Annotated in this window: 24 protein-coding genes and 1 pseudogene; 17 read left to right on the forward strand and 8 right to left on the reverse strand. The window is 58.4% G+C overall.

All coding sequences use genetic code 11. From position 1 onward, the window contains the following. Positions 1 to 245 precede the first annotated feature (245 nt). The 5 genes from KFS80_RS15795 to KFS80_RS15815 all read left to right on the forward strand — a co-directional run bounded on the left by KFS80_RS15795 (position 246) and on the right by KFS80_RS15815 (position 5,246). Positions 246 to 1,373, forward strand: a complete 1,128-nt coding sequence (locus tag KFS80_RS15795) for a branched-chain amino acid ABC transporter substrate-binding protein (protein ID WP_053117839.1) — start codon at positions 246 to 248, stop codon at positions 1,371 to 1,373. A 230-nt stretch (positions 1,374 to 1,603) separates the two neighbouring features. Continuing rightward, on the forward strand, positions 1,604 to 2,527 hold the full coding sequence (gene livH / locus KFS80_RS15800) for a high-affinity branched-chain amino acid ABC transporter permease LivH (RefSeq protein WP_008082254.1): 924 nt from the start codon (positions 1,604 to 1,606) through the stop codon (positions 2,525 to 2,527). Beyond that, on the forward strand, positions 2,524 to 3,780 hold the full coding sequence (locus KFS80_RS15805; protein WP_008082257.1) for a high-affinity branched-chain amino acid ABC transporter permease LivM: 1,257 nt from the start codon (positions 2,524 to 2,526) through the stop codon (positions 3,778 to 3,780). The genes livH and KFS80_RS15805 overlap by 4 nt, the downstream gene beginning before the upstream one ends. Continuing rightward, complete coding sequence (gene livG, locus KFS80_RS15810; protein ID WP_034154995.1) at positions 3,777 to 4,544, forward strand: high-affinity branched-chain amino acid ABC transporter ATP-binding protein LivG; 768 nt, start codon at positions 3,777 to 3,779, stop codon at positions 4,542 to 4,544. Before KFS80_RS15805 ends, livG begins: the two co-directional genes overlap by 4 nt. Then, positions 4,545 to 5,246 (forward strand): ABC transporter ATP-binding protein, encoded by a 702-nt coding sequence (locus KFS80_RS15815; protein ID WP_008082262.1) that lies wholly within the window; start codon positions 4,545 to 4,547, stop codon positions 5,244 to 5,246. A 90-nt stretch (positions 5,247 to 5,336) separates the two neighbouring features. On the opposite strand, the gene KFS80_RS15820 is transcribed toward KFS80_RS15815, so the two are convergent. Continuing rightward, positions 5,337 to 5,570, reverse strand: coding sequence for an acyl carrier protein (locus KFS80_RS15820; protein ID WP_212545278.1), 234 nt, complete (start codon positions 5,568 to 5,570; stop codon positions 5,337 to 5,339). 100 nt (positions 5,571 to 5,670) lie between these two features. Continuing rightward, on the reverse strand, positions 5,671 to 5,922 hold the full coding sequence (locus tag KFS80_RS15825; RefSeq protein WP_212545279.1) for a hypothetical protein: 252 nt from the start codon (positions 5,920 to 5,922) through the stop codon (positions 5,671 to 5,673). 264 nt (positions 5,923 to 6,186) lie between these two features. On the opposite strand from KFS80_RS15825, the gene KFS80_RS15830 reads away from it, so the two are divergent. From KFS80_RS15830 to KFS80_RS15845, 4 genes are read left to right on the forward strand one after another with little or no spacing between them, the layout of a single operon-like run. Beyond that, positions 6,187 to 6,489, forward strand: coding sequence for a BufA1 family periplasmic bufferin-type metallophore (locus tag KFS80_RS15830; protein WP_053117837.1), 303 nt, complete (start codon positions 6,187 to 6,189; stop codon positions 6,487 to 6,489). A gap of 25 nt (positions 6,490 to 6,514) precedes the next feature. After that, positions 6,515 to 7,402 carry an MNIO family bufferin maturase gene (bufB, locus tag KFS80_RS15835; RefSeq protein ID WP_212545280.1) on the forward strand — a complete coding sequence of 296 codons (888 nt, stop codon included), beginning with the start codon at positions 6,515 to 6,517 and terminating at the stop codon, positions 7,400 to 7,402. Then, positions 7,399 to 8,157: an HvfC/BufC N-terminal domain-containing protein gene (locus KFS80_RS15840; protein ID WP_212545281.1), complete on the forward strand. Its 759-nt coding sequence runs from the start codon at positions 7,399 to 7,401 to the stop codon at positions 8,155 to 8,157. The genes bufB and KFS80_RS15840 overlap by 4 nt, the downstream gene beginning before the upstream one ends. Further along, the gene (locus tag KFS80_RS15845) at positions 8,154 to 8,630 is read left to right on the forward strand and encodes a DoxX family protein (protein WP_212545282.1); all 477 of its coding nucleotides are present in this window, start codon (positions 8,154 to 8,156) and stop codon (positions 8,628 to 8,630) included. Before KFS80_RS15840 ends, KFS80_RS15845 begins: the two co-directional genes overlap by 4 nt. Before the next feature lie 101 nt (positions 8,631 to 8,731). Here the strand turns inward: KFS80_RS15845 and KFS80_RS15850 are convergent, their stop codons facing one another. Beyond that, positions 8,732 to 9,646, reverse strand: a complete 915-nt coding sequence (locus KFS80_RS15850; protein ID WP_212545283.1) for a LysR family transcriptional regulator — start codon at positions 9,644 to 9,646, stop codon at positions 8,732 to 8,734. A gap of 104 nt (positions 9,647 to 9,750) precedes the next feature. On the opposite strand from KFS80_RS15850, the gene KFS80_RS15855 reads away from it, so the two are divergent. From KFS80_RS15855 to KFS80_RS15865, 3 genes are all read left to right on the forward strand, one after another. Beyond that, on the forward strand, positions 9,751 to 10,350 hold the full coding sequence (locus tag KFS80_RS15855; RefSeq protein WP_053117827.1) for a short chain dehydrogenase: 600 nt from the start codon (positions 9,751 to 9,753) through the stop codon (positions 10,348 to 10,350). Between the two features lie 172 nt (positions 10,351 to 10,522). Further along, positions 10,523 to 11,176, forward strand: a complete 654-nt coding sequence (locus tag KFS80_RS15860; RefSeq protein WP_212545284.1) for a COG3650 family protein — start codon at positions 10,523 to 10,525, stop codon at positions 11,174 to 11,176. Positions 11,177 to 11,273: 97 nt separating this feature from the next. Then, a complete protein-coding gene (locus KFS80_RS15865) occupies positions 11,274 to 12,887 on the forward strand; it encodes an NAD(P)/FAD-dependent oxidoreductase (protein WP_212545285.1) in 1,614 nt (537 codons plus the stop codon). 136 nt (positions 12,888 to 13,023) lie between these two features. Here the strand turns inward: KFS80_RS15865 and KFS80_RS15870 are convergent, their stop codons facing one another. Continuing rightward, positions 13,024 to 14,118: a PLP-dependent cysteine synthase family protein gene (locus tag KFS80_RS15870; RefSeq protein ID WP_212545286.1), complete on the reverse strand. Its 1,095-nt coding sequence runs from the start codon at positions 14,116 to 14,118 to the stop codon at positions 13,024 to 13,026. Between the two features lie 251 nt (positions 14,119 to 14,369). Here KFS80_RS15870 and nhaA point away from each other — a divergent pair, with 251 nt between their 5' ends. The 4 genes and pseudogenes from nhaA (at position 14,370) to KFS80_RS15890 (ending at position 17,532) form a co-directional block, all read left to right on the forward strand. Then, positions 14,370 to 15,560 (forward strand): Na+/H+ antiporter NhaA, encoded by a 1,191-nt coding sequence (gene nhaA / locus KFS80_RS15875; protein ID WP_053117820.1) that lies wholly within the window; start codon positions 14,370 to 14,372, stop codon positions 15,558 to 15,560. 236 nt (positions 15,561 to 15,796) lie between these two features. Continuing rightward, positions 15,797 to 17,026 (forward strand): annotated as a pseudogene (locus KFS80_RS15880) (S-type pyocin domain-containing protein). An 8-nt stretch (positions 17,027 to 17,034) separates the two neighbouring features. Then, on the forward strand, positions 17,035 to 17,289 hold the full coding sequence (locus KFS80_RS15885) for a colicin E3-like toxin immunity protein (RefSeq protein WP_212545287.1): 255 nt from the start codon (positions 17,035 to 17,037) through the stop codon (positions 17,287 to 17,289). A 9-nt stretch (positions 17,290 to 17,298) separates the two neighbouring features. Then, a complete protein-coding gene (locus KFS80_RS15890) occupies positions 17,299 to 17,532 on the forward strand; it encodes a DUF7683 domain-containing protein (protein WP_212545288.1) in 234 nt (77 codons plus the stop codon). Between the two features lie 65 nt (positions 17,533 to 17,597). Here KFS80_RS15890 and KFS80_RS15895 read toward each other — a convergent pair whose 3' ends face one another. After that, a complete protein-coding gene (locus KFS80_RS15895) occupies positions 17,598 to 18,062 on the reverse strand; it encodes an outer membrane lipoprotein (RefSeq protein WP_007918566.1) in 465 nt (154 codons plus the stop codon). A 177-nt stretch (positions 18,063 to 18,239) separates the two neighbouring features. Here KFS80_RS15895 and KFS80_RS15900 point away from each other — a divergent pair, with 177 nt between their 5' ends. Next, the gene (locus KFS80_RS15900; protein WP_212545289.1) at positions 18,240 to 18,476 is read left to right on the forward strand and encodes a hypothetical protein; all 237 of its coding nucleotides are present in this window, start codon (positions 18,240 to 18,242) and stop codon (positions 18,474 to 18,476) included. A 5-nt stretch (positions 18,477 to 18,481) separates the two neighbouring features. On the opposite strand, the gene pdxH is transcribed toward KFS80_RS15900, so the two are convergent. From pdxH to KFS80_RS15915, 3 genes are all read right to left on the reverse strand, one after another. Beyond that, complete coding sequence (gene pdxH, locus KFS80_RS15905) at positions 18,482 to 19,129, reverse strand: pyridoxamine 5'-phosphate oxidase (RefSeq protein WP_212545290.1); 648 nt, start codon at positions 19,127 to 19,129, stop codon at positions 18,482 to 18,484. 23 nt (positions 19,130 to 19,152) lie between these two features. Continuing rightward, positions 19,153 to 20,256 carry an OmpA family protein gene (locus KFS80_RS15910; RefSeq protein WP_212545291.1) on the reverse strand — a complete coding sequence of 368 codons (1,104 nt, stop codon included), beginning with the start codon at positions 20,254 to 20,256 and terminating at the stop codon, positions 19,153 to 19,155. Between the two features lie 113 nt (positions 20,257 to 20,369). Beyond that, positions 20,370 to 21,515: a serine hydrolase domain-containing protein gene (locus KFS80_RS15915; RefSeq protein ID WP_212545292.1), complete on the reverse strand. Its 1,146-nt coding sequence runs from the start codon at positions 21,513 to 21,515 to the stop codon at positions 20,370 to 20,372. Between the last annotated feature and the right edge of the window lie 13 nt (positions 21,516 to 21,528).

Here is a 21,528-nt window from a genome sequence, read left to right on the forward strand (position 1 = left end):
ATGCTGTTGATTGGGGCATAACCCCACGAACGCCCCGCCGCAATTCTGTCTTTTTCATTCAAAAAAGCGACACCCTCAGGTTTTGCCCCTCGGCGCCCGCTTCCCAGGCTAACAACCGGCGCTCTACACTGTACCGGTACAGTTGCCGGGGGCATTTCCGGAGGGTATCGCAAAGATATCTGACCCGGTTCTGCTGCTACGGCGCCAGAACTCAAAAAAAAATACAACAGTAAGAGTGGAGCACTATGACTAAGGCTACTAAGCAGATTTCCAAACTGTTTGCCGCAATGGTTCTGGCCGGGGTTGCCAGCCATTCGTTCGCAGCTGACACCATCAAAATCGGTATCGCCGGCCCTAAGACCGGTCCAGTAGCCCAATACGGCGACATGCAGTTCAGTGGCGCGAAAATGGCCATCGAACAAATCAACGCCAAGGGCGGCGTCGACGGCAAGAAACTCGAAGCCGTTGAATACGACGATGCCTGCGATCCGAAACAAGCAGTAGCGGTAGCGAACAAGGTCGTCAACGACGGCGTCAAGTTCGTGGTCGGTCACCTGTGCTCCAGCTCCACTCAACCGGCTTCGGACATCTACGAAGACGAAGGCGTGATCATGATCACCCCGGCTGCCACCAGCCCGGACATCACCGCCCGTGGTTACAAAATGGTCTTCCGTACCATCGGTCTGGACAGCGCCCAGGGCCCTGCCGCCGGTAACTACATTGCCGATCACGTCAAACCGAAAATCGTTGCTGTGCTACACGACAAGCAGCAATACGGTGAAGGCATCGCCACCGCCGTCAAATCGACCCTTGAGAAGAAAGGCGTGAAAGTTGCTGTGTTCGAAGGCGTCAACGCCGGCGACAAGGACTTCTCCTCGATCATCGCCAAGCTCAAGCAAGCCAACGTCGACTTCGTTTACTACGGCGGCTACCACCCGGAGCTGGGCCTGATCCTGCGTCAATCGGCTGAAAAAGGCCTGAAAGCCAAGTTCATGGGTCCGGAAGGCGTGGGTAACGACTCGATTTCGCAGATCGCCAAAGACGCTTCCGAAGGTCTGCTGGTAACCCTGCCGAAATCCTTCGACCAGGATCCGGCCAACATCGCCCTGGCTGATGCATTCAAAGCGAAGAAAGAAGATCCGAGCGGCCCGTTCGTGTTCCCTTCCTACTCGGCTGTTGAAGTGATTGCCGGCGGTATCACCGCTGCCAAGAGCGAAGACCCGGCCAAAGTGGCTGAAGCCATTCACGCTGGCACCTTCAAAACCCCGACTGGCGACCTGAGCTTCGACGCCAAGGGCGACCTGAAGGACTTCAAATTTGTGGTTTACGAGTGGCACTTCGGCAAACCAAAAACTGAAGTATCCCCTCAGTAAGGCGCTGCCTGACTGACTGCCAATAAAGCCCACGGCGTGCCGTGGGCTTTGTTTTACGAATGTATGGGCCGCGCTGGCGTGATCCGCCAGTCTCCCCACCTGAAAATCTCAAAACCGTCATCAGCGGTTCGCTGGCAAAACCCGGATTCGAAGTGGATATAGATCCACGGGGCCGGGCGGGAAAATGACTCCACCAGTGAAATGCGTATCAGGTTTTTAGGAGCGTTGTAATGCCTGACCTCTATCACTTCTTCCAGCAGCTGGTTAATGGTCTGACCATTGGCAGCACGTATGCCCTGATTGCCATCGGCTATACGATGGTTTACGGCATCATTGGAATGATCAACTTCGCCCACGGCGAGGTGTACATGATCGGTTCCTACGTGGCGTTCATCGCCATCGCCGGGCTGGCCATGATGGGAATCGACAACGTCCCGCTGTTGATGACCGCGGCCTTCATTGCGAGCATCGTTGTCACCAGTTCCTACGGTTACAGCATCGAACGGATCGCCTACCGCCCCCTGCGCGGCAGCAACCGTCTGATCCCGCTGATTTCCGCCATCGGTATGTCGATCTTCCTGCAGAACACGGTTCTGCTGGCGCAAGACTCCAAGGACAAATCCATCCCCAACCTGATCCCCGGGAACATTTCCTTCGGGCCAGGTGGCGCACATGAAGTGCTGATTTCCTACATGCAAATCGTGGTGTTCGTGGTGACGCTGATCGCCATGCTCGGCCTGACGCTGTTCATCTCCCGTTCTCGCCTGGGTCGCGCCTGCCGCGCCTGCGCCGAAGACATCAAGATGGCCAACCTGCTCGGCATCAACACCAACAACATCATCGCCCTGACCTTCGTCATTGGTGCTGCGCTGGCGGCCATCGCGGCCGTGCTGCTGAGCATGCAATATGGCGTGATCAACCCGAACGCCGGTTTCCTCGTCGGCCTCAAAGCCTTCACCGCAGCAGTACTCGGCGGCATCGGCAGCATCCCCGGCGCCATGCTCGGCGGGTTGGTGCTTGGGGTGGCGGAAGCGTTTGGCGCCGATATCTTCGGCGACCAATACAAGGACGTCGTGGCTTTCGGCTTGTTGGTTCTGGTGCTGTTGTTCCGTCCGACCGGCATTCTGGGCCGTCCGGAGGTTGAGAAAGTATGACTAGGAATCTTAAACAGGCACTGTTCAGTGCCTTGCTGGTGTGGGCTGTGGCCTACCCGGTACTCGGACTGAAACTGACCATCGTCGGCATCAACCTCGAAGTGCATAACACCAGTCCGATGATTCTGGCGACCATCGCCATCTGTTCGGTGCTGATGTTCCTGCGGGTGCTGTTCAACCAGCAGATCAGCAAGGCGTGGAAATCCTCGCCGGGCATGCCATTGATCCCGGCCAAGGCCAGCAACTTCCTGACCCTGCCGACCACGCAACGCTACTTCATCATTGCGCTGATCATCGGTGCACTGGTGTGGCCGTTCTTCGGTTCGCGTGGCGCAGTGGATATCGCAACGCTGATCCTGATCTACGTGATGCTCGGCCTCGGCCTGAACATCGTCGTCGGTCTGGCCGGTCTGCTCGACCTCGGTTACGTCGGCTTCTACGCCGTCGGCGCCTACAGCTACGCGCTGCTGTCGCACTACTACGGCTTGAGCTTCTGGATCTGCCTGCCGATTGCCGGCCTGATGGCGGCGACGTTCGGCTTCCTGCTGGGCTTCCCGGTGCTGCGTTTGCGCGGTGACTATCTGGCGATCGTGACCCTCGGCTTCGGCGAGATCATCCGTTTGTTCCTGCGCAACCTGACCGACATCACTGGCGGTCCGAACGGCATCAGCAACATCGAGAAACCGACGTTCTTCGGCCTGACCTTTGAACGCAAGGCTGCGGAAGGCATGCAAACCTTCCACGAGTATTTCGGCCTGCAATACAACTCGATCAACAAGGTGATTTTCCTCTACCTGGTTGCCCTGGTGCTGGCGCTGGCGGCGTTGTTCGTCATCAACCGTTTGCTGCGCATGCCGATCGGCCGTGCGTGGGAAGCGCTGCGTGAAGACGAGATCGCCTGCCGTGCGCTGGGCCTGAATCCGACGATCATCAAGCTGTCGGCGTTCACACTTGGCGCTGCATTCGCCGGTTTCGCCGGTAGCTTCTTCGCCGCCCGTCAGGGTCTGGTAACCCCGGAGTCGTTCACCTTCATCGAGTCGGCAATCATCCTCGCCATCGTGGTGTTGGGCGGTATGGGTTCGCAGTTGGGTGTGATTCTGGCCGCCGTGGTAATGATCCTGTTGCCGGAAATGATGCGTGAGTTCAGCGAGTACCGCATGTTGATGTTCGGTGCGCTGATGGTGTTGATGATGATCTGGCGTCCACAAGGTCTGCTGCCGATGCAACGCCCACACATGGAGTTGCGAAAATGAGCCGCGAGATCTTAAAAGTTGAGAACCTGAGCATGCGCTTCGGCGGCTTGCTGGCGGTCAACGGCGTGGCCCTGACCGTCAAAGAGAAACAAGTGGTTGCACTGATCGGGCCGAACGGCGCGGGCAAGACCACCGTGTTCAACTGCCTGACCGGTTTCTATCAGCCCACCGGTGGCAGCATCCTGCTCGACGGCGAGCCGATTCAAGGCCTGCCGGGCCACAAGATCGCCCTCAAAGGCGTGGTGCGCACCTTCCAGAACGTGCGCCTGTTCAAGGACATGACGGCGGTCGAGAACCTGTTGATCGCCCAGCACCGTCACCTGAACACGAACTTTCTGGCCGGCCTGTTCAAGACCCCGTCGTTCCGCAAAAGCGAGCGCGAGGCCATGGAATTTGCCGAGTACTGGCTGGAAAAGGTCAACCTCAAGGAGTTCGCCAACCGTACCGCCGGCACCTTGGCCTACGGTCAGCAACGTCGTCTGGAAATCGCCCGCTGCATGATGACCCGTCCGCGGATCCTCATGCTCGACGAACCGGCCGCCGGCCTGAACCCGAAGGAAACCGAAGACCTCAAGGCGCTGATCAGCGTGCTGCGTGAGGAGCACAACGTCACCGTGCTGTTGATCGAACACGACATGAAACTGGTCATGAGCATTTCCGACCACATCGTCGTGATCAACCAGGGCACGCCTCTGGCTGACGGCACGCCGGAACAGATCCGCGACAATCCTGAAGTGATCAAAGCCTACCTGGGGGAAGCGTAAATGCTGCAGTTCGAAAACGTTTCCACCTTCTACGGCAAGATCCAGGCCCTGCACAGCGTCAACGTCGAAGTCCGTCAGGGCGAGATCGTGACCCTGATCGGCGCCAACGGTGCCGGCAAGTCCACGCTGCTGATGACGCTGTGCGGTTCGCCGCAAGCGCACAGCGGCAGCATCCGTTACATGGGTGAGGAACTGGTCGGCCAGGACTCGTCGCAGATCATGCGCAAAAGCATCGCGGTGGTGCCGGAAGGTCGTCGGGTGTTTGCCCGTCTGACCGTTGAAGAAAACCTGTCCATGGGCGGCTTCTTCACCGACAAGGGCGACTATCAGGAACAGATGGACAAGGTTCTCGGACTTTTCCCACGCCTGAAAGAACGCTTCAACCAGCGCGGCGGCACCATGTCCGGCGGCGAACAGCAAATGCTCGCCATCGGTCGTGCGCTGATGAGCAAGCCAAAACTGCTGCTGCTCGACGAGCCGTCGCTGGGCCTGGCACCGATCATTATCCAGCAGATTTTCGACATCATCGAAATGCTGCGCAAGGACGGTGTAACGGTGTTCCTGGTCGAGCAGAACGCCAACCAGGCGCTGAAAATCGCTGATCGCGCGTACGTTCTGGAGAACGGCCGTGTGGTCATGCAAGGCACCGGTGAAGCGCTGCTGACCGACCCGAAAGTACGCGAGGCGTACCTCGGCGGTTGATGCATTCGCCCAACAAAAAAAAACGGCCTTCGGGCCGTTTTTTATTCATAACATTTAAAATCCACATATCAATAACAGGAAACTGATTTATCAAACATTCAGCTCTATATAGTTCACAGCTTCTTGCACAGTTTTAATATTCTCAGCGATGTCATCCGGAATTTGTATATCAAACTCTGCTTCCAGCGCCATGATCAATTCAATTGTATCCAACGAGTCCGCCCCTAAATCATCTACAAAGCTGGCCTCACCTGTTACCAGATAGTTTTCCACTCCCAACTGATTTTTGACCAAATCCTTAACTTTTTTCTCTACATCACTCATATTCGCGTCCTCATTCCCTGACCAACGACCTTTTATCTCGCATATAGGAAACACTTACGAGCGCAGATCTAATTAGATACAGCATATTTTCCAAGAACAGTCACTTCTCAATTTTAGAACGTAGCGTTTCCTTCGGAGACAAAAGCCCAAGCATGCGCATTAAGTTATTCATCGCGCGCAGCGTCCCGACATCCTCAAGATTCGCCTTTTTGTTTAATATTCGACGCATGCAAAAATAGAATTGCATCTCCCCTAGTGCGGCGCCGTCATGAACCATATCTTCATCGAGAATGAGCCTTGCCTTATCGTTAATCTTTCCCTCTAGATACTCTTCTAACTCGGCCTTTTTCATATTTCTCTCCTTATTAAATAACTCACCAGCTTTCAATTTACTCAAGAATACGAACTCATAACACTGTAATAAATGACAGTTTCTTATAACTATTCACGATCAATACAACCGGCTTACTTCCAATCATCAAATCTTCGGCAGCTCCTACATGTTCGTGAAAAATATTTTCGGTTGGGCTGTAACGCATCGCCATGACCGTTCTCTAGAGGGTTAAGCAAGCGCAAAAACGCTTGTAAAAACCCTGACCGAAACTGGAGAAACACCATGACTGCTACCACCCGCACCCTGTCCGCTACCGCTTTGGTTCTGGCCCTCGGCTCTGCGCTGAGCATCGCTGCCGTTTCCACCGCCCATGCGGCCGATGACATGGAAAAATGCTTCGGCGTGGCCATGAAAGGCAAGAACGATTGCGCTGCAGGCGCCGGCACCACCTGCGCTGGCACCGCGAAAACCGACTACCAGGCCAACGCCTGGAAGCTCGTCCCTAAAGGCACCTGCGCCAAGACTGAAAGCAAAACCTCGCCGACCGGTTTCGGCCAGATGGAAGCTTTCAAAGCGAAGTCCTGATTCACGGCCTGCCTGAGTGACGATCATGTTCACACCTGACGACCATGCCCTCCCCCGCACTCAGGCAGCCCTCACCGGGCTCCCGCCCCGTGCGGGGCTGGGGCTCAAGACCGGGCACTTTCGTGAAGTGCTCGACACCCAACCGGACATCGGTTTCTTCGAAGTCCACGCCGAAAACTACATGGTGGCCGGCGGCCCGTTTCATCACTTTCTCGGTTTGATTCGCGAACAGTATCCGCTGTCGCTGCATGGCGTCGGCCTGTCCATCGGCAGCGAAGGGCCGTTGGATACTCAGCACCTGCAACGTCTGGCCGAGCTGATTGAGCGCTATCAACCACACTCCTTTTCCGAACATCTGGCCTGGTCGAGCCATGGCCCGGTGTTCCTCAATGACCTGCTGCCTTTGGCTTACGACGAGTCGACGCTGAACCGCGTCTGCGCGCACATCGATCAGGTGCAAAACACCCTTAAACGGCCAATGCTGCTGGAAAACCCGGCGACGTATCTGGCGTTTCAGCGCTCAACGTACGACGAGCCTGACTTCATCCACGAAGTGATCCGTCGCAGCGGCTGTGGGCTGTTGCTGGACGTCAACAATGTTTATGTGTCGTGCGTAAATCATCACCGTGATCCATTGGCGTATCTCGATGCGCTGCCGCTGCACGCGGTTGGCGAGATTCATCTGGCCGGGTTTGCCGAAGATTCCGACAACCTGGGTGATCGCTTGCTGATTGACGATCACGGCGCGCCGATCGATCAGGCCGTTTGGGCCTTGTATTGGCAGACGCTGGATCGTATCGGGCCGATGGCAACCTTGATCGAACGGGACAATCAGGTGCCCTCATTCAACACCTTGCTGGCCGAAGCGCAGCAGGCAGACGAAATGCTGCTGTGCGCCGGGAGTCGGCCATGAGCACGCACAGCGCATTCAGCGCCGCGCTGCTCGATGTACGTCTGCCCTGCCCTGCCGGTTTGTGCAGCAGCAACGGCGCCGATCCCGCTAGTCGTTTCGCGGTGTACCGCAACAATGTGCAGAGCTCGTTGATCAACGCACTGGCGGACGGTTATCCGGTGGTTGCGCAACTGGTCGGCGAGGAATTTTTCCGCGCCATGGCGGCCACTTTCGTACAACAGCAGCCGCCGCAGAGTCCGTTGATGAGTCGCTATGGCGAAGCGTTTGCGGACTTTATCGACACCTTCGAACCGGCATCGAGCGTGCCTTATCTGGCCGATGTCGCGCGCCTTGAGCATCTGCGCACGCAGGCCTATCACGCCGCCGACGCCGACCCCGTACGGCCAGAACAGATCACCGCAGCACTCGCCGCCCCGCAAGGCTTGAGCGATCTGTGCTTCACGCTTCATCCCTCCCTGCACCTCCTCCATTCGGCTTATGCCGTGGTTGCGATCTGGGCTGCACATCAGCAACAACCGTCACTTGAAGGCATCGAAATCCATCAGGGCCAGCACGCGCTGATCCTGCGCAACGGTCTGGAGGTTGAGGTGTACGCCATCGATCACGGCGCCAGCGTGTTTATCCGCCATTTGATCAACGGCCAGCCGCTGCTGGCAGCTGCCGAAAACAGCCCTGAATTCGATCTCAGCCAGACCCTGGCCTTGCTGATCGCGCGCAACGTCATCACCCACTTGAACAATAAGGTAACGCCATGAACAACCTGATCACTCGCGCCATTGCGCTGCTCGAGAGAATCCCCCAGAGCCTGATCGCTTTTATTGCGCGCTTCGCGATTGCGGCGGTGTTCTGGAAGTCCGGGCAGACCAAGGTCGAGGGGCTGGCGATCGACCTCATCGACGGCACCTTTCAGCTTGGCTGGCCGCGTCTGGCCGATTCGACCATTCCGTTGTTCACCAGCGAATATCACGTGCCGCTGCTGTCGCCGGAGATCGCCGCGCACATGGCCGCGTTTGCCGAGCACTTCTTTCCGGTGCTGATTCTGGTTGGGTTTGCTACGCGCTTTTCGGCCATGGCATTGCTGGGGATGACGTTGACCATTCAGCTGTTTGTATACCCGGATGCTTACCCGACTCACGGTACGTGGGCGGCGGTATTGCTATACCTGATGGCAACCGGGCCGGGCAAGTTGTCGATTGACCACCTGATCGCCCGCCGTTTTTCCCGCTAAACAAAAATCCCTGTACGAGCTGCCGAAGGCTGCGATCTTTTGCTCTTGAAAAGAAAGATCAAAAGATCGCAGCCTTCGGCAGCTCCTACAGGGGATCACCGTTAACGCTGGAGTCGATCCAGCGCCTCGCCGCTGCGTTTGAACCAGCCAATCAGATAGTCCGCCAACACTTGCGTACGTTTCGGCAACCCGCCCTGATACGGATGCACCAGGTACATCGGCATGCGCCGCGTCTGATAATCGCGCAGGATCCAGCGCAATCGGCCGTCAGCCAATTCCGCTTGCAGCAGATAGGAAGGCAATCGCGCGATACCGGCGCCGCTGAGCGCGGCTTTTTTCAGCAAGTTGTAGTGATTGCTGGCAAACGGCCCCGACACGCGTACTCGCAACAATTCGTGCTGCTGGTGATACAGCCATTCTTCGCGACCGCTGTAGTGGCTGTTGAGCAAGCAACGGTGCTCGGCCAGCGCCTGTGGCGTCGACGGTTCGCCGAATCGATCCAGATAAGCGGGACTTGCACAGGTCATTTCCTGCCAGGCCAGCAACGGCTTGGCCACCAGTCGTTCGTCATTGGCCACTTCTGAACGGATCGCCAGATCAAAGCCATCGCGGGACAGATCGCGGTAGCTGTTGTTCAGCTCCAGCTCGATCTGCACCTCGGGATACTGCTGCGAAAACTCCAGCAACAATCCATCGAAAAACGTTTCCCCCAACGACACCGGAACCGTCATACGCACGGGGCCGGCCATGTCGTCCTTCAACCGCGCCAATGCCTGACGCGCCTTTTCGACCTGGACTACAAGCGCCTGCGCCTGCGGCAATAACGCAGCGCCCGCCGCCGTCAGGCTCAGGCGTCGAGTGGTGCGTTGCAGCAACACCACGGAAAACTGCGCTTCGAGCTGGCTAATGCGTTTGGACAACTGCCCCTTGCTGCAGCCCAATTGCTGCGCCGCCAAGGTGAAACTGCCGGCTTCGATCAACACGGCGAACGCCGCCAGATCATCCATTTCGCTCATGGATTGTTTCCATTTGAAAACCAAAGGTTGCCTATTAGTGCGCTTATCCACAGAAAAAACCACTCTAGACTGAAACCTCGTTCACACACTTGAGGTACAGCTCGATGAAGATTCTGTTGATAGGCGCTGGCGGCACCATCGGTTCGGCCGTGGACAAAGAACTGTCGCAACGCCACGAAGTAATTCGTATCGGCCGCACCAGCGGTGATTTCCATGTGGATATCAGTGACAGCACGTCGATCCGCAAGCTGTTCGAGCAGACCGGCAAATTCGACGCACTGGTCTGCGCCGCTGGCAACGTCACCTTCGCCCCGCTGGGCGAGATGAGCGAAGACAGCTTCGCCCTCGGCCTCAAGGACAAGTTGATGGGCCAAGTGAATTTGCTGCTGATCGGCCGCGAATTCGCCAACGATGGCGCCTCGTTCACCTTCACTACTGGCGTACTCAGCCACGATCCGATTCGCAGCGGTGCGTCGGCAGCGCTGGTCAACGGTGCGCTGGACAGCTTTGTGCGGGCAGCGGCCACTGAGTTGCCGCGTGGCCTGCGCGTTAACTCGATCAGCCCGACGGTGTTGCTGGAAGCGATGGGCAAATATGCGCCGTACTTCCGTGGCTACAAGCCGGTTCCTGCGGCGGATGTGGCGTTGGCCTACGCCAAGAGTGTTGAAGGGCTACAGACCGGGCAGACGTTTCACGTTGGGTAAGATCAAGAGATCGCAGCCTTCGGCAGCTCCTACAGGGGAGTGTCGGGGTTGCGATGTTTTGCATTTTGTCGGCGGGCGGCGTAACTCGGTGTAGGAGTTGCCGCAGGCTGCGATCTTTTGCATTTGACTGACAGGCTGCGTAACGTGGCGACACTTGTCTGGAGAGCCGAAGATGCGTGTTGCCCGTTCGTTAGTCCTTGTTGCCCTGCTGCCGTTGTTTGCGGCGTGCCAGTTGTTCGATGGCCCGCGTGAAAGTGCCTCGCACGTCGGGCAAACGCGGATGCAGGGGCAACTGACCGCCGCTGAGGGCAAACTGGTGTTCCAGCCGTGTCAGGATCAGCGCCAACTGGTGGTCAACGACATCGGCGGCACCAGCGTGCTGCAAGAAGCCGCCACCCTCGCCGACGAGCAAGGCAAGCTGTTCGCCGATGTTCGCGGCAAAGTCTCCGGCGATCGCCTCGATCTGACTCAGCTGTATCGCGTCGAGCGCTCCGGCACCGCGTGTGATGATCCGAATTTCAAACTGCTGATCCTGCGTGCCGCCGGCCATGGCCCGGAGTGGAACGTCAAGGTCAGCGGCAAAGGTATGGTCATCGACCGTGAAGGCCAGCCGCCACTCGCCGTGCCATACATTGAAGATCAATTGGGCGATGGCCGCTTCAACCTCAGCAGCGAAGCCAATAACCAGCGCATCGAATTGTGGGTCGCGCCGCAGCGCTGCATCGACAGCAACACCGGCAGCGTGCAGCACATGAGCGCCGAGTTGCGTATCGACGGCAAGGTGCAGCGCGGTTGCGGGTATTTCGGCGGATCGCGCAACGACTGAGCGTTTTAGCCTCACCGGATCCGGCCTTTGCGGCTTATAATCGCGGCCTTCAAACGCCCTGGCGCAGTTGTGCGCCCCGCGAACCCGGATCCTCGCCATGTTACGAATCACTGAACTCAAGCTGCCAATCGACCATCCCGAAGAAGACCTGCGCCCTGCCATCGTGCAGCGCCTGGGCATCGCCAGCGATGATTTGCTCGATTTCACCTTGTTCAAGCGCAGCTACGACGCGCGCAAAAAGTCCTCCGAACTGTGCTTCATCTACACCATCGACCTCGAAGTTCGCGACGAGGCCAACGTGTTGGGCAAGTTCGCCGACGACCGTAACGTCAACGTGGCGCCGGATGTCAGCTACAAATTCGTCGGCGAAGCGCCGAGCGACCTGAACCAGCGCCCGATCGTTGTCGGTTTCGGCCCGTGCGGCATCTTCGCCGGCCTGCTGCTGGCGCAAATGGGCTTCAAGCCGATCGTCCTCGAACGCGGCACCGAAGTCCGTCAGCGCACCAAGGACACTTGGGGCCTGTGGCGTAAAAGCGTACTCAATCCAGAATCCAACGTGCAGTTCGGTGAAGGCGGCGCGGGCACGTTCTCCGACGGCAAGCTGTACAGCCAGATCAAGGATCCGAAGTTCCTTGGCCGCAAAGTCCTGCACGAGTTCGTCAAGGCCGGCGCGCCGGAAGAAATCCTCTACGTCAGCAAGCCGCACATCGGTACGTTCCGTCTGACCGGCATGGTTGAAAACATGCGCGAGCAGATCCGCGAACTGGGCGGCGAAGTGCGCTTCCAGGAACGCGTCACCGACGTGCTGATCGAAGACGGCCAACTGGTCGGCGTCGAACTGGCCAGCGGCGAAACCCTGCATTCGAAACACGTGGTTCTGGCCCTCGGCCACAGCGCCCGCGACACTTTCCGCATGCTCCACAGCCGTGGCGTGTTCATGGAAGCCAAGCCGTTCTCGGTGGGTTTCCGCATCGAACACCCGCAATCGCTGATTGACCGCGCGCGTCTGGGCAAGTACGCCGGCCACCCGAAACTCGGTGCCGCCGACTACAAACTGGTGCACCACGCCAAGAACGGCCGTTCGGTCTACAGCTTCTGCATGTGCCCGGGCGGCACCGTGGTCGCGGCGACTTCCGAGCCGAACCGCGTGGTCACCAACGGCATGAGCCAGTACTCGCGTAACGAGCGCAACGCCAACTCCGGCATCGTCGTCGGCATCACCCCGGAAGTCGATTATCCGGGCGGCCCGCTGGCGGGGATCGAGTTGCAGGAACGCCTGGAATCTCACGCCTTCATCCTTGGCGGCAGCGATTACAAGGCGCCGGCGCAACTGGTTGGCGACTTCATCAATGACATTCCTTCGACCGAACTGGGCGAAGTCGAGCCGTCGTACAAACCGGGCGTGGCGCTGGGCGATCTGTCCCTGGCATTGCCGGAATTTGCGATTGAAGCGATTCGTGAAGCCTTGCCGGCGTTCGAGAAGCAGATTCGCGGTTACTCGCTGCACGATGCGGTGTTGACCGGGATCGAGACACGCACCTCGTCGCCGCTGCGCATTACGCGTAACGAAACGCTGCAGAGCATGAACGTGAAGGGCTTGTTCCCGGCGGGTGAAGGCGCGGGTTATGCGGGCGGGATTCTGTCGGCGGGTGTGGACGGGATTCGCATCGCAGAAGCCGTGGCACGCGACATCCTCGGCCTGACTGACTAATCAGCACTAACTGACACAACACGAAACCCCTGTGGGAGCGGGCTTGCTCGCGAAAGCGTCGTTTCAGTCGATACATGTATCGCCTGACACACTGCCTTCGCGAGCAAGCCCGCTCCCACATTTGGTTTTCGGTGTGTCAGATGTTGGCGCGTTGCACTGAGGTCGGCAGCGGTTCACCGCGCTCGGCACTCGCCGCCACCGCCTCAATCAACCCACTCAACTCATACCCCTGCGCCGTCAGCCAACCCTGATCGTAATACGTGTCGGCATACCGCTCGCCGCCATCGCACAAAATCGCCACGATCGACCCCGACTCCCCCGCCGCTTTCATCTGCTGCGCCGCCATCAACGCGCCGATCAGATTGGTGCCGCTCGACCCACCAACATGCCGGCCCAGACGCTGCGCCAGATAATGCATGGCCGCCAGCGACAAGGCGTCCGGCACTTTGACCATCGCATCGATCACCTTCGGCAGGAACGACGCTTCCACCCGTGGCCGGCCAATGCCTTCAATCCGCGAGCCGCAATCCAGACGCAAAGTCGCGTCGCCAGTCTGGTAGTAATCGAAGAACACTGAACGCTCGGCATCGGCGCACAACACGCGGGTGCAATGCTGGCGATAGCGCACGTAACGGCCGAGGGTCGCGGTGGTGCCGCCGGTGCCGGGGCTGGAAATCAGCCAGCTCGGTTCCGGGTGCGTCTCGAAACGCATCTGCTGGAAGATCGATTCAGCGATGTTGTTGTTCGCGCGCCAGTCGGTGGCGCGCTCGGCGTAGGTGAACTGGTCGATGAAGTGACCATCGTGTTCTCGGGCCAGACGCTCGGATTCGGCGTAGATCTGCGTCGGATCTTTTACCAGATGGCTTTTGCCGCCATAGAACTCGATCTGGGCGATTTTTTCTTTCGAGGTGGTCGCCGGCATCACCGCAATGAACGGCAAACCGAGCATCCGAGCGAAATACGCTTCGGAAATCGCCGTCGAACCGCTCGACGCTTCGATCACCGGCGCGCCGGGTTTCAGCCAGCCGTTACACAGTGCATAAAGGAACAACGAACGGGCCAGGCGATGTTTGAGGCTGCCGGTCGGATGACTGGATTCATCCTTGAAGTACAGCTCGATGCCCGGAAAACCCGGCAGCGGCAAGGGGATCAGATGGGTGTCGGCGCTGCGCTGGAAGTCCGCTTCGATGATGCGGATGGCTTCGCGGGCCCACTGTCGGTTGTCGCTCATGGTCTGTGTTCTCGTTGAATCGGGCAGGAGATTGGCCTCCTGAAAAGGTTCGTACCTCAGATTAGGATTAATCCTATATTCCGCACAGATACAGCTGAGTCTCAATATGTCAGGCAACTGCTAGGCTCACCGTGGCTTGAGCCAGAGAGCCTGTAACGACATATAACAAAAAAGAATATAACTTTTGTTTTAACAACTAACAGTACGGGTTAGGGTGTTCCACCTTTTTGACGATTCGATGGAGAGCGACCTTGCCTCTGCGTAGCACTTTCACGCGTTTCTTTCAGTTGGAAGCTGCCAGCGGTCTGTTATTGATCGCCGCGGCCATCCTGGCTCTGATTATCAACAACTCGCCACTGTCGTGGCTGTACACCGGCCTGCTCGACACCCCCGTGGTGGCGCAGATCGGTGCGTTGAAAATCGCTAAACCCCTGCTGCTGTGGATCAACGATGGCCTGATGGCGATGTTTTTCCTGCTCATAGGCCTGGAAGTGAAACGCGAGGTACTCGACGGTCAGCTGTCGAAGCCGTCGCAAATCGTCCTGCCCGGCGCCGCAGCCATCGGCGGCATGCTGGTGCCGGCGCTGATCTACTGGTTCCTCAACCGCGACAACCCTGCGGCCCTCAGCGGCTGGGCGATCCCGACCGCCACCGACATCGCCTTCGCCCTCGGCGTACTGGCCCTGCTCGGCAAGCGCGTACCGGTGTCGTTGAAGCTGTTCCTGATGACCCTGGCAATCATCGATGACCTCGGCGCCATCGTCATCATCGCGATCTTCTACTCCGGCGAACTGTCGACCCTGTCGCTGGGCCTCGCGGCCGCGTGTATTGCGTCGCTGGTGGCGATGAACCGACTCGGGGTGGTCAAGCTCGGGCCGTACATGATCATCGGGCTGATCCTCTGGGTCTGCGTGCTCAAAAGCGGTGTCCACGCGACGCTGGCCGGCGTGACCCTGGCCTTCTGCATCCCGCTGCGCACGAAAAACGCCGAGCCGTCGCCACTGCTGACCCTCGAACATGCGCTACATCCGTGGGTCGCCTACGGCATCCTGCCGCTGTTCGCTTTCGCCAACGCCGGCCTGTCGCTGAGCGGCGTCACCGTCGAAAGCTTCACCCACGACGTGCCGATGGGCATTGCAGTCGGCCTGCTGCTCGGCAAAACCGTCGGCGTCTTCGGCCTCACCTGGCTGGCCGTCAAAGTCGGCATCGCCGCCCTGCCCCAAGGCGCCAACTGGGGCCAGGTCATGGGCGTGGCGATCCTCTGCGGGATCGGCTTCACCATGAGCCTGTTTGTTGGTTCGCTGGCCTTTGAACCCGGCGTGAGCGACTACGCCGGGATGGATCGAATGGGCATTCTGACCGGCTCGATTCTGGCGGCGCTGATTGGTTATGCGGTGACGGCGGCGGCGAGTCGCCGAAACACATTACCGAATCCTGCGTAGAACACCTGTGGCGAGGGGATTTATCCCCGATGGACTGCGTAGCAGTCCCATTCTTTTGGGGCCGCTACGCAGTCCAACGGGGATAAATCCCCTCGCCACAAGTCCCGCCACACTGATATACAGCGACTAATCCCCACCTCTTTAAAGACACGTCCTACAGCCACAATTTTCCTGCTTCGTTAACGTTGCCCAGTCCCTTGCGAGGGGCTGTCGATGGATGAACGAAAGGACGATCAGTGGCTGGCAACAAGGACATTCCCCGGGTTCCCAACCCACCGCAAGGCGACGGGCATCACGTCACCTAACGCTACATGACGGCCAGTAAATTGGCTGACCGCGACGCCAGACAAAATGCTTACGACGCCATGCTGGCCCGGCAAGAGGCTTTCGAGCGTGGTCGGGAAGTGGCGGCGAAAAAGGACGATGTCGTTCGGGCCGGCTGCGTATTCGCCAAGTCCTGCAAATTGCCGGACGCGATCATCGATTACGCCAATCCTTCGGGGATGGTGCCGACTGACAGTTTGAAGGACTACGGTGAGCTGATTTTGCTGGGCGCGCGTGAGGCTGATGATAGCGGCGGCGTCCCGCTCAAGAAAATCGGTGCAACCGCCATTCCGGCCGGGTTTGGCAGTCTGGCGTTGGCGGGTTCGGTGTTTGAAGCCCTGCCCGCTGTGGTATCCAGTGCGGCCGTTGCGCCTTTGGTGGGTTTGGTCGCGCTGTTCATGCCATCGAGTCTTGGCGACAGTGCGCTGTATACCGATGAGCAGTTGCGCGGGCTTGAGCAGGCGCGAACTCGTGTTCGGCTGAGAATCGAACAACAGGCCGACGGCAGTCTGAAAGGTTACGGTTTCTACACCGGCAAGAATCGTGATTGGGAAATGGTTGATGTCGTGCAGTTCACCGCGCGCGGCAGCCAGTTCATTGCGGATCTGGGTGAAGGCGTCGAACTGATCTGGACGCCTGCTGTGGATGGCTCCGACATTCTCGGTATTCCGGCGCTGGAGGCTGCACCGCAAGCGCCGCATATCTGGGTGTATCCACCGACGAAAGCGGCGGACGGGATTCTGGTTAATCCGGTTTATCCGCCGGAGTATCGGGATTTCATTTTGGTTTTTCCGGCTAATTCGGGTGTTAGGCCGGTATACATCGTAGTCAGCACATCATCACGTAAAGGCTTACCGTCCGCGGGGCATAGTTATCATAGGCCGCCAAAAGCAGAGGAAATCACTGCATTTCCCGGACTGATAAAGGTGCAGAAAAAGAATCCCATACAAGGAGGCGGAGGACTTCGGGAACGGTGGAAAGATCCGAAAGGTAGAAAAATCTACGAGTGGGACTCGATGCACGGAGAGTTGGAGGTTTACCGAGCAAGTGACGGAACTCACCTAGGCGCGTTTGACCCTTTTACAGGAGAGCGACGCGAAGATGCGAAAGATGAAAGAAGCATCAGAAAAAAATATTTGTGAGGTTGATGATGGGATTAAAACTGAGGCTGGAGTGGTACGACAAGCAAACTGATCTGTGCGAAGGCGAAGAGTATTCCAAGGATTTAGGCGATGATGAGGGCGTTTTGAATGCCTTGGGAATACCGGTGGAAAACAACATAAACAATGGCGGTTTCAATGTTTTCGAAGAATGGATTCCAATCATTCAGCCGTATTTTCAACATGGCATCGTCTTCAAAACTTACGATTATCAGATCTCTTTTGACTACAGCGATGTCTGGTGATGGTCTCTTATGATTTATAGGATTGAAGCATTCGATAGGAAAACAGAGTTTCTCGTTTTTGAAGAAGACCTGCCTAGCGGATGCGACGAGAACCTGGCTGCCATCATGAATTGGTCTTGTAAGCAGGAAGGCTGGGAGGGTTACGATCTTTCAAATGATCAGCTTGCCGCGCTGGAGAAACTGCTGGGAAGGAACGTCTTCGATCCGAAGTACACCTTCCAACTGACGTGCAATGGACGTTGAAGCACAATAAAGAAAAACCCCGACCAGTCACCTGATCGGGGTTTTCTTCAACGACTCGCTTTCGCTTAGTGCGAAACGCGGCTCGTCCCGCCAACAGTCGAAATTCGTACCCGCTCGCCAACGCGGAACACTTCGTTCTCCTGAACCTGCTGCACGTAGGCGCGCATGCTGCCGTCATCCTCACGCACGGTGATTTCCACACCCTGAGTACGGGTCAAACCTTCTTCCGTGGCCGAACCAATCAAACCGCCCGCCACCGCACCGATGACCGCTGCAACGATGCTGCCCTTGCCGCCGCCAATGGCGCTGCCGCCGACGCCGCCGACTGCTGCACCGGCGAGGCCGCCGATCGGGGTTTTGGTGCCTTCGATTTTGACCGGGCGCAGGGATTCGATGGTGCCCATGCGAATCGTCTGCACGCGACGCGCTTCGTCACGGGAGTAGGAGTCGCCGGTCAGGCTCGATTGGCAGCCGGTAAGCAACATCGCCATCGTGGAAAAGGAAGCAACCAGCAGAACAGACTTACGCATAGCATCAACTCCAAAAGAACATATATTCATTAAACTCCGCTGCTTGACGCCTGTCACGGCGCAGCCCGGACAAATTTGCTTTCATTCAGGCGAGGTACAGACGCCTGCACGTTTCCTTCTAGAGCCCTACAGTAGCGCCAAATTACGGATTCTGCGCCACCGCCCCCAAGGATTTTCATGGATTACTTCATCATTTTCGCCACCACGCTCGCCGGGCTGTACTTCCACGGGTGGCTGTACGTGCGGATCAAACGCTGGATGGATCGCGACCTGGCGCTGTCGCTGGCCGGCAAGGATGAAGGTAAACGCGCCTACATGCTCGAGCAACTGGCGAGCGCTCGGGCGCAGAAGATCAAGCGCCGCGATCTACCGCAGTGGCTCATTGCCGCTGCGGCAAGCTATCTCGCTCGGTAGACTGCTTAAGGTGCCAGACGTTCAACAGACCATTGGCCGGTCTGCAGACGGTAGTTGAGGCGATCGTGCAGACGGCTCGGACGGCCCTGCCAGAATTCGATGCGCTCAGGCAGCAAGCGGTAACCGCCCCAGTGTTGCGGGCAATCTGGCTGGCTGTCGGAGAAACGTTGTTCAGTCGCTTTGAGCAGGTCTTCCAGCTCACCACGACCGTTGATCACTCGGCTTTGCGGCGACGCCCATGCACCGAGGCGACTGCCCAGCGGACGCACCTGATAATACGCATCGGATTCTTCCGGCGTGACCTTCACGACGCGCCCTTCGATGCGCACCTGGCGCTCTAGGGTTGGCCAGAAGAACGTCATGGCGGCAAACGGATTCGCCGCCAGATGCTGGCCCTTGGCACTTTCGTAATTGGTGAAGAAGGTAAAGCCCTGCGCGTCCAGGCCCTTGAGCAGCAGAATGCGGCAATGCGGACGGCCGTCCGTATCAACCGTGGCCAGGGTCATGGCGTTGGCTTCCACCGGTGCCTGCTCGGTTTTCACCGCGTCGGCGAACCACTGGTGGAACAGCGCAAACGGCTCGGCCGGGGCTTGCGCCTCGGACAAACCATCCCGGGTGTAATCACGACGCATATCTGCCAGAGCCTGGGTCATGGCGCATTCCTTTCGTTAGCGAATCACTTTTTGGTGGTATCGGTCGCCGCGACTTTCTTGTCGGTGGTCGACGCTTTGGCTGGCGTGGTTTTCTTCGCCGGTGCCTTGGCCGGGGCTTTTTTCGCCGGAGCCTTGGCAGCGGCTTTTTTCGCCGGGGCTTTTTTGGTGGCCGGTACAGCGGCTTTCTTCGCGGCCGGAGCCGGAGTTACCGGTTTAGCCACTGGCTTGACGTCTTGCGCCGCCACCATGGTGACGGGTTTCGGTGCTGGCATGTTGTACTTGCTCAGCAGGGCAACCATGGTGTTTTGCGGCGTCACCAGCATCTCGACTCGACGGTTCAGGGCGCGACCTTCAACGCTGTCGTTGGCCGCACGCGGTGCTTCGGAACCCATGCCGCGCAGCATCAGACGATCACGCTGCAAACCGCTGAGGCGGAAAATCGCCGCGATGGCTTGTGCACGTTCCTGGCTCAGTTTGACGTTGGCTGGCGCGGAACCACTGGTGTCGCTGTGACCGAGTACCAGCACAGCGGTTTTCGGATCAGCTTCGAGGATTTTAGCCACGCGAGTGAACGGGCCAAGGGTGACTGGCAACAGCATTGCCGGGCGATCCGGGTTGAACGAACCTTCTACCGGTGCGGTAACGACCAAGACGTTTTCACGGCGCTCAAGTTGCAGGTTGCTGTCCTTGACCGCTTCACGCAGGCGCGGCTCGTAATCGTCGAGCCAGGCTTGGGTTACTTTCGGATCTGGCATCGGCACGGCTTTAGGGGTTTGATCGTCCTTGGCGCCGAACGGCCACCACCATTTAGCGCCCGAATCGGCATCAGCCTTGGCCACGGCGACCGGTTTTTTCGCTTCAGGCGCGACTTCGGCCTTCATGTCAGCCTTGACGGCTTCGTCATCGGAACCGAACGGCCAGTACCAAGGGTTGCTGCTTTCAGACTTGGCAACCGGCGCGGTTGCGGCAGGTTTCAACGGGGCTGGAGCAGGCTCTTTGGCCGCGACTTTTTCGGAGGAACCGAACGGCCACCAAGTGCTGGTGCCTTCCGCATCGTTTTTTGGGGTCTGTGCGCAACCGGTGATCGCTACACACAGGGCCAGGGCGAGGGTCTTTTTAGATGACATTGAAAATCCACAAAATAAAGTAATGAAAAATCAGAGCACTTTCGCCCGGATAAACTGTCGCTTTGAATCGAAAAACTGCACGAGGTTCCGATGCAGAGACCTCGGGTGTTGCTTTATAGACAAGTGGCAAGTACCCGCGCGAGCTTCTGCGCGCGCGGATCCATCAAAACGTAAGGCCCAAGGGTATTTGTCACAAAACCAAACGCGACATCGTGCTCAGGGTCAGCAAAACCGATCGATCCGCCCGCGCCCGGATGGCCGAACGCCCGTGGGCCGAGGCCGTAGGTGGCGTTAGGCACATCGGGTTGGTCGAGCATGCAGCCCAGACCAAAACGGGTGCGGGTCAGCAGGGTTTTATCTTCGCCGAGGCTGTGTTCGCGGGTCAGCTCTTCGAGCATTTCGCTTTCCAGCAGGCTGCCGTCGAGCAACCCGGCATAGAAGCCGGCGAGGCTGCGCGCATTGCCGTGACCATTGGCCGCCGGTTGCTGCATGCGTCGCCATTCCGGTTTGTTGGTGCTGGTGAGCACCGACGGCGGATTGGTGAAGGCGCGGGTGCTCATGGCGGTCGGTTCGCGCATGGTCACTTGCAGCAGACGTTGCGCGGCGGCATCGCCGGGATTGCCTTTGCCGCGCGCAATATGCGCCACGCGATGGAATTCTTCGTCAGCCAGGCCAACGTGGAAATCCAGCCCCAACGGCTTGGCGACCCGGGCAACAATCGATTCGCCCGGGCCGCGACCGTCGGCACGTCGCAGCAATTCGCCGATCAGCCAGCCATAAGTGATTGCCGCGTAACCGTGGCCAGTACCCGGCGTCCACCATGGCGTTTCCGCCGCGAGGGCGTCGACCATGGTTTGCCAGTCGTACAGGGCTTCCGGCGCCAGCAATTCACGCAGCGCCGGCAGACCGGCCTGGTGGCAGAGCAATTGGCGCAGGGTGATGGATTCTTTGCCGGCGGCGGCAAATTCCGGCCAGTAGCGTGCGACCGGCACATCGAGTTGCAACTTGCCTTCGGCGACCAGTTGCAGCGCGGTGACGGCAGTGAAGGTTTTGGTGCAGGAGAACAGGTTGGCGATGGTGTCGCTGTGCCAGGCTTCGGCGCCGTCTTTGTCGGCGGTACCTGACCAGAGGTCGAGGACGGTTTCTCCGCCGACCTGAATGCACAAGGCTGCGCCGCGTTCCTGGGGATCGTCGAACAGCGCGGCGAAAGCATCGCGCACCGCTTCGAATTGAAGCTCGTAATGTCCCTGAATCTGCACCCGCAACTCCCCC

This window comes from Pseudomonas rustica, from assembly GCF_018336155.1.
GTDB classification, from domain to species: domain Bacteria; phylum Pseudomonadota; class Gammaproteobacteria; order Pseudomonadales; family Pseudomonadaceae; genus Aquipseudomonas; species Aquipseudomonas rustica.

Coding starts and splice junctions, on each gene's coding strand:
- KFS80_RS15795 (WP_053117839.1), top strand. CDS start 246: ATGACTAAGGCTACTAAGCAGATTTCCAAACTGTTTGCCGCAATGGTT.
- livH (WP_008082254.1), top strand. CDS start 1,604: ATGCCTGACCTCTATCACTTCTTCCAGCAGCTGGTTAATGGTCTGACC.
- KFS80_RS15805 (WP_008082257.1), top strand. CDS start 2,524: ATGACTAGGAATCTTAAACAGGCACTGTTCAGTGCCTTGCTGGTGTGG.
- livG (WP_034154995.1), top strand. CDS start 3,777: ATGAGCCGCGAGATCTTAAAAGTTGAGAACCTGAGCATGCGCTTCGGC.
- KFS80_RS15815 (WP_008082262.1), top strand. CDS start 4,545: ATGCTGCAGTTCGAAAACGTTTCCACCTTCTACGGCAAGATCCAGGCC.
- KFS80_RS15820 (WP_212545278.1), bottom strand. CDS start 5,570: ATGAGTGATGTAGAGAAAAAAGTTAAGGATTTGGTCAAAAATCAGTTG.
- KFS80_RS15825 (WP_212545279.1), bottom strand. CDS start 5,922: ATGAAAAAGGCCGAGTTAGAAGAGTATCTAGAGGGAAAGATTAACGAT.
- KFS80_RS15830 (WP_053117837.1), top strand. CDS start 6,187: ATGACTGCTACCACCCGCACCCTGTCCGCTACCGCTTTGGTTCTGGCC.
- bufB (WP_212545280.1), top strand. CDS start 6,515: ATGTTCACACCTGACGACCATGCCCTCCCCCGCACTCAGGCAGCCCTC.
- KFS80_RS15840 (WP_212545281.1), top strand. CDS start 7,399: ATGAGCACGCACAGCGCATTCAGCGCCGCGCTGCTCGATGTACGTCTG.
- KFS80_RS15845 (WP_212545282.1), top strand. CDS start 8,154: ATGAACAACCTGATCACTCGCGCCATTGCGCTGCTCGAGAGAATCCCC.
- KFS80_RS15850 (WP_212545283.1), bottom strand. CDS start 9,646: ATGAGCGAAATGGATGATCTGGCGGCGTTCGCCGTGTTGATCGAAGCC.
- KFS80_RS15855 (WP_053117827.1), top strand. CDS start 9,751: ATGAAGATTCTGTTGATAGGCGCTGGCGGCACCATCGGTTCGGCCGTG.
- KFS80_RS15860 (WP_212545284.1), top strand. CDS start 10,523: ATGCGTGTTGCCCGTTCGTTAGTCCTTGTTGCCCTGCTGCCGTTGTTT.
- KFS80_RS15865 (WP_212545285.1), top strand. CDS start 11,274: ATGTTACGAATCACTGAACTCAAGCTGCCAATCGACCATCCCGAAGAA.
- KFS80_RS15870 (WP_212545286.1), bottom strand. CDS start 14,118: ATGAGCGACAACCGACAGTGGGCCCGCGAAGCCATCCGCATCATCGAA.
- KFS80_RS15885 (WP_212545287.1), top strand. CDS start 17,035: ATGGGATTAAAACTGAGGCTGGAGTGGTACGACAAGCAAACTGATCTG.
- KFS80_RS15890 (WP_212545288.1), top strand. CDS start 17,299: ATGATTTATAGGATTGAAGCATTCGATAGGAAAACAGAGTTTCTCGTT.
- KFS80_RS15895 (WP_007918566.1), bottom strand. CDS start 18,062: ATGCGTAAGTCTGTTCTGCTGGTTGCTTCCTTTTCCACGATGGCGATG.
- KFS80_RS15900 (WP_212545289.1), top strand. CDS start 18,240: ATGGATTACTTCATCATTTTCGCCACCACGCTCGCCGGGCTGTACTTC.
- pdxH (WP_212545290.1), bottom strand. CDS start 19,129: ATGACCCAGGCTCTGGCAGATATGCGTCGTGATTACACCCGGGATGGT.
- KFS80_RS15910 (WP_212545291.1), bottom strand. CDS start 20,256: ATGTCATCTAAAAAGACCCTCGCCCTGGCCCTGTGTGTAGCGATCACC.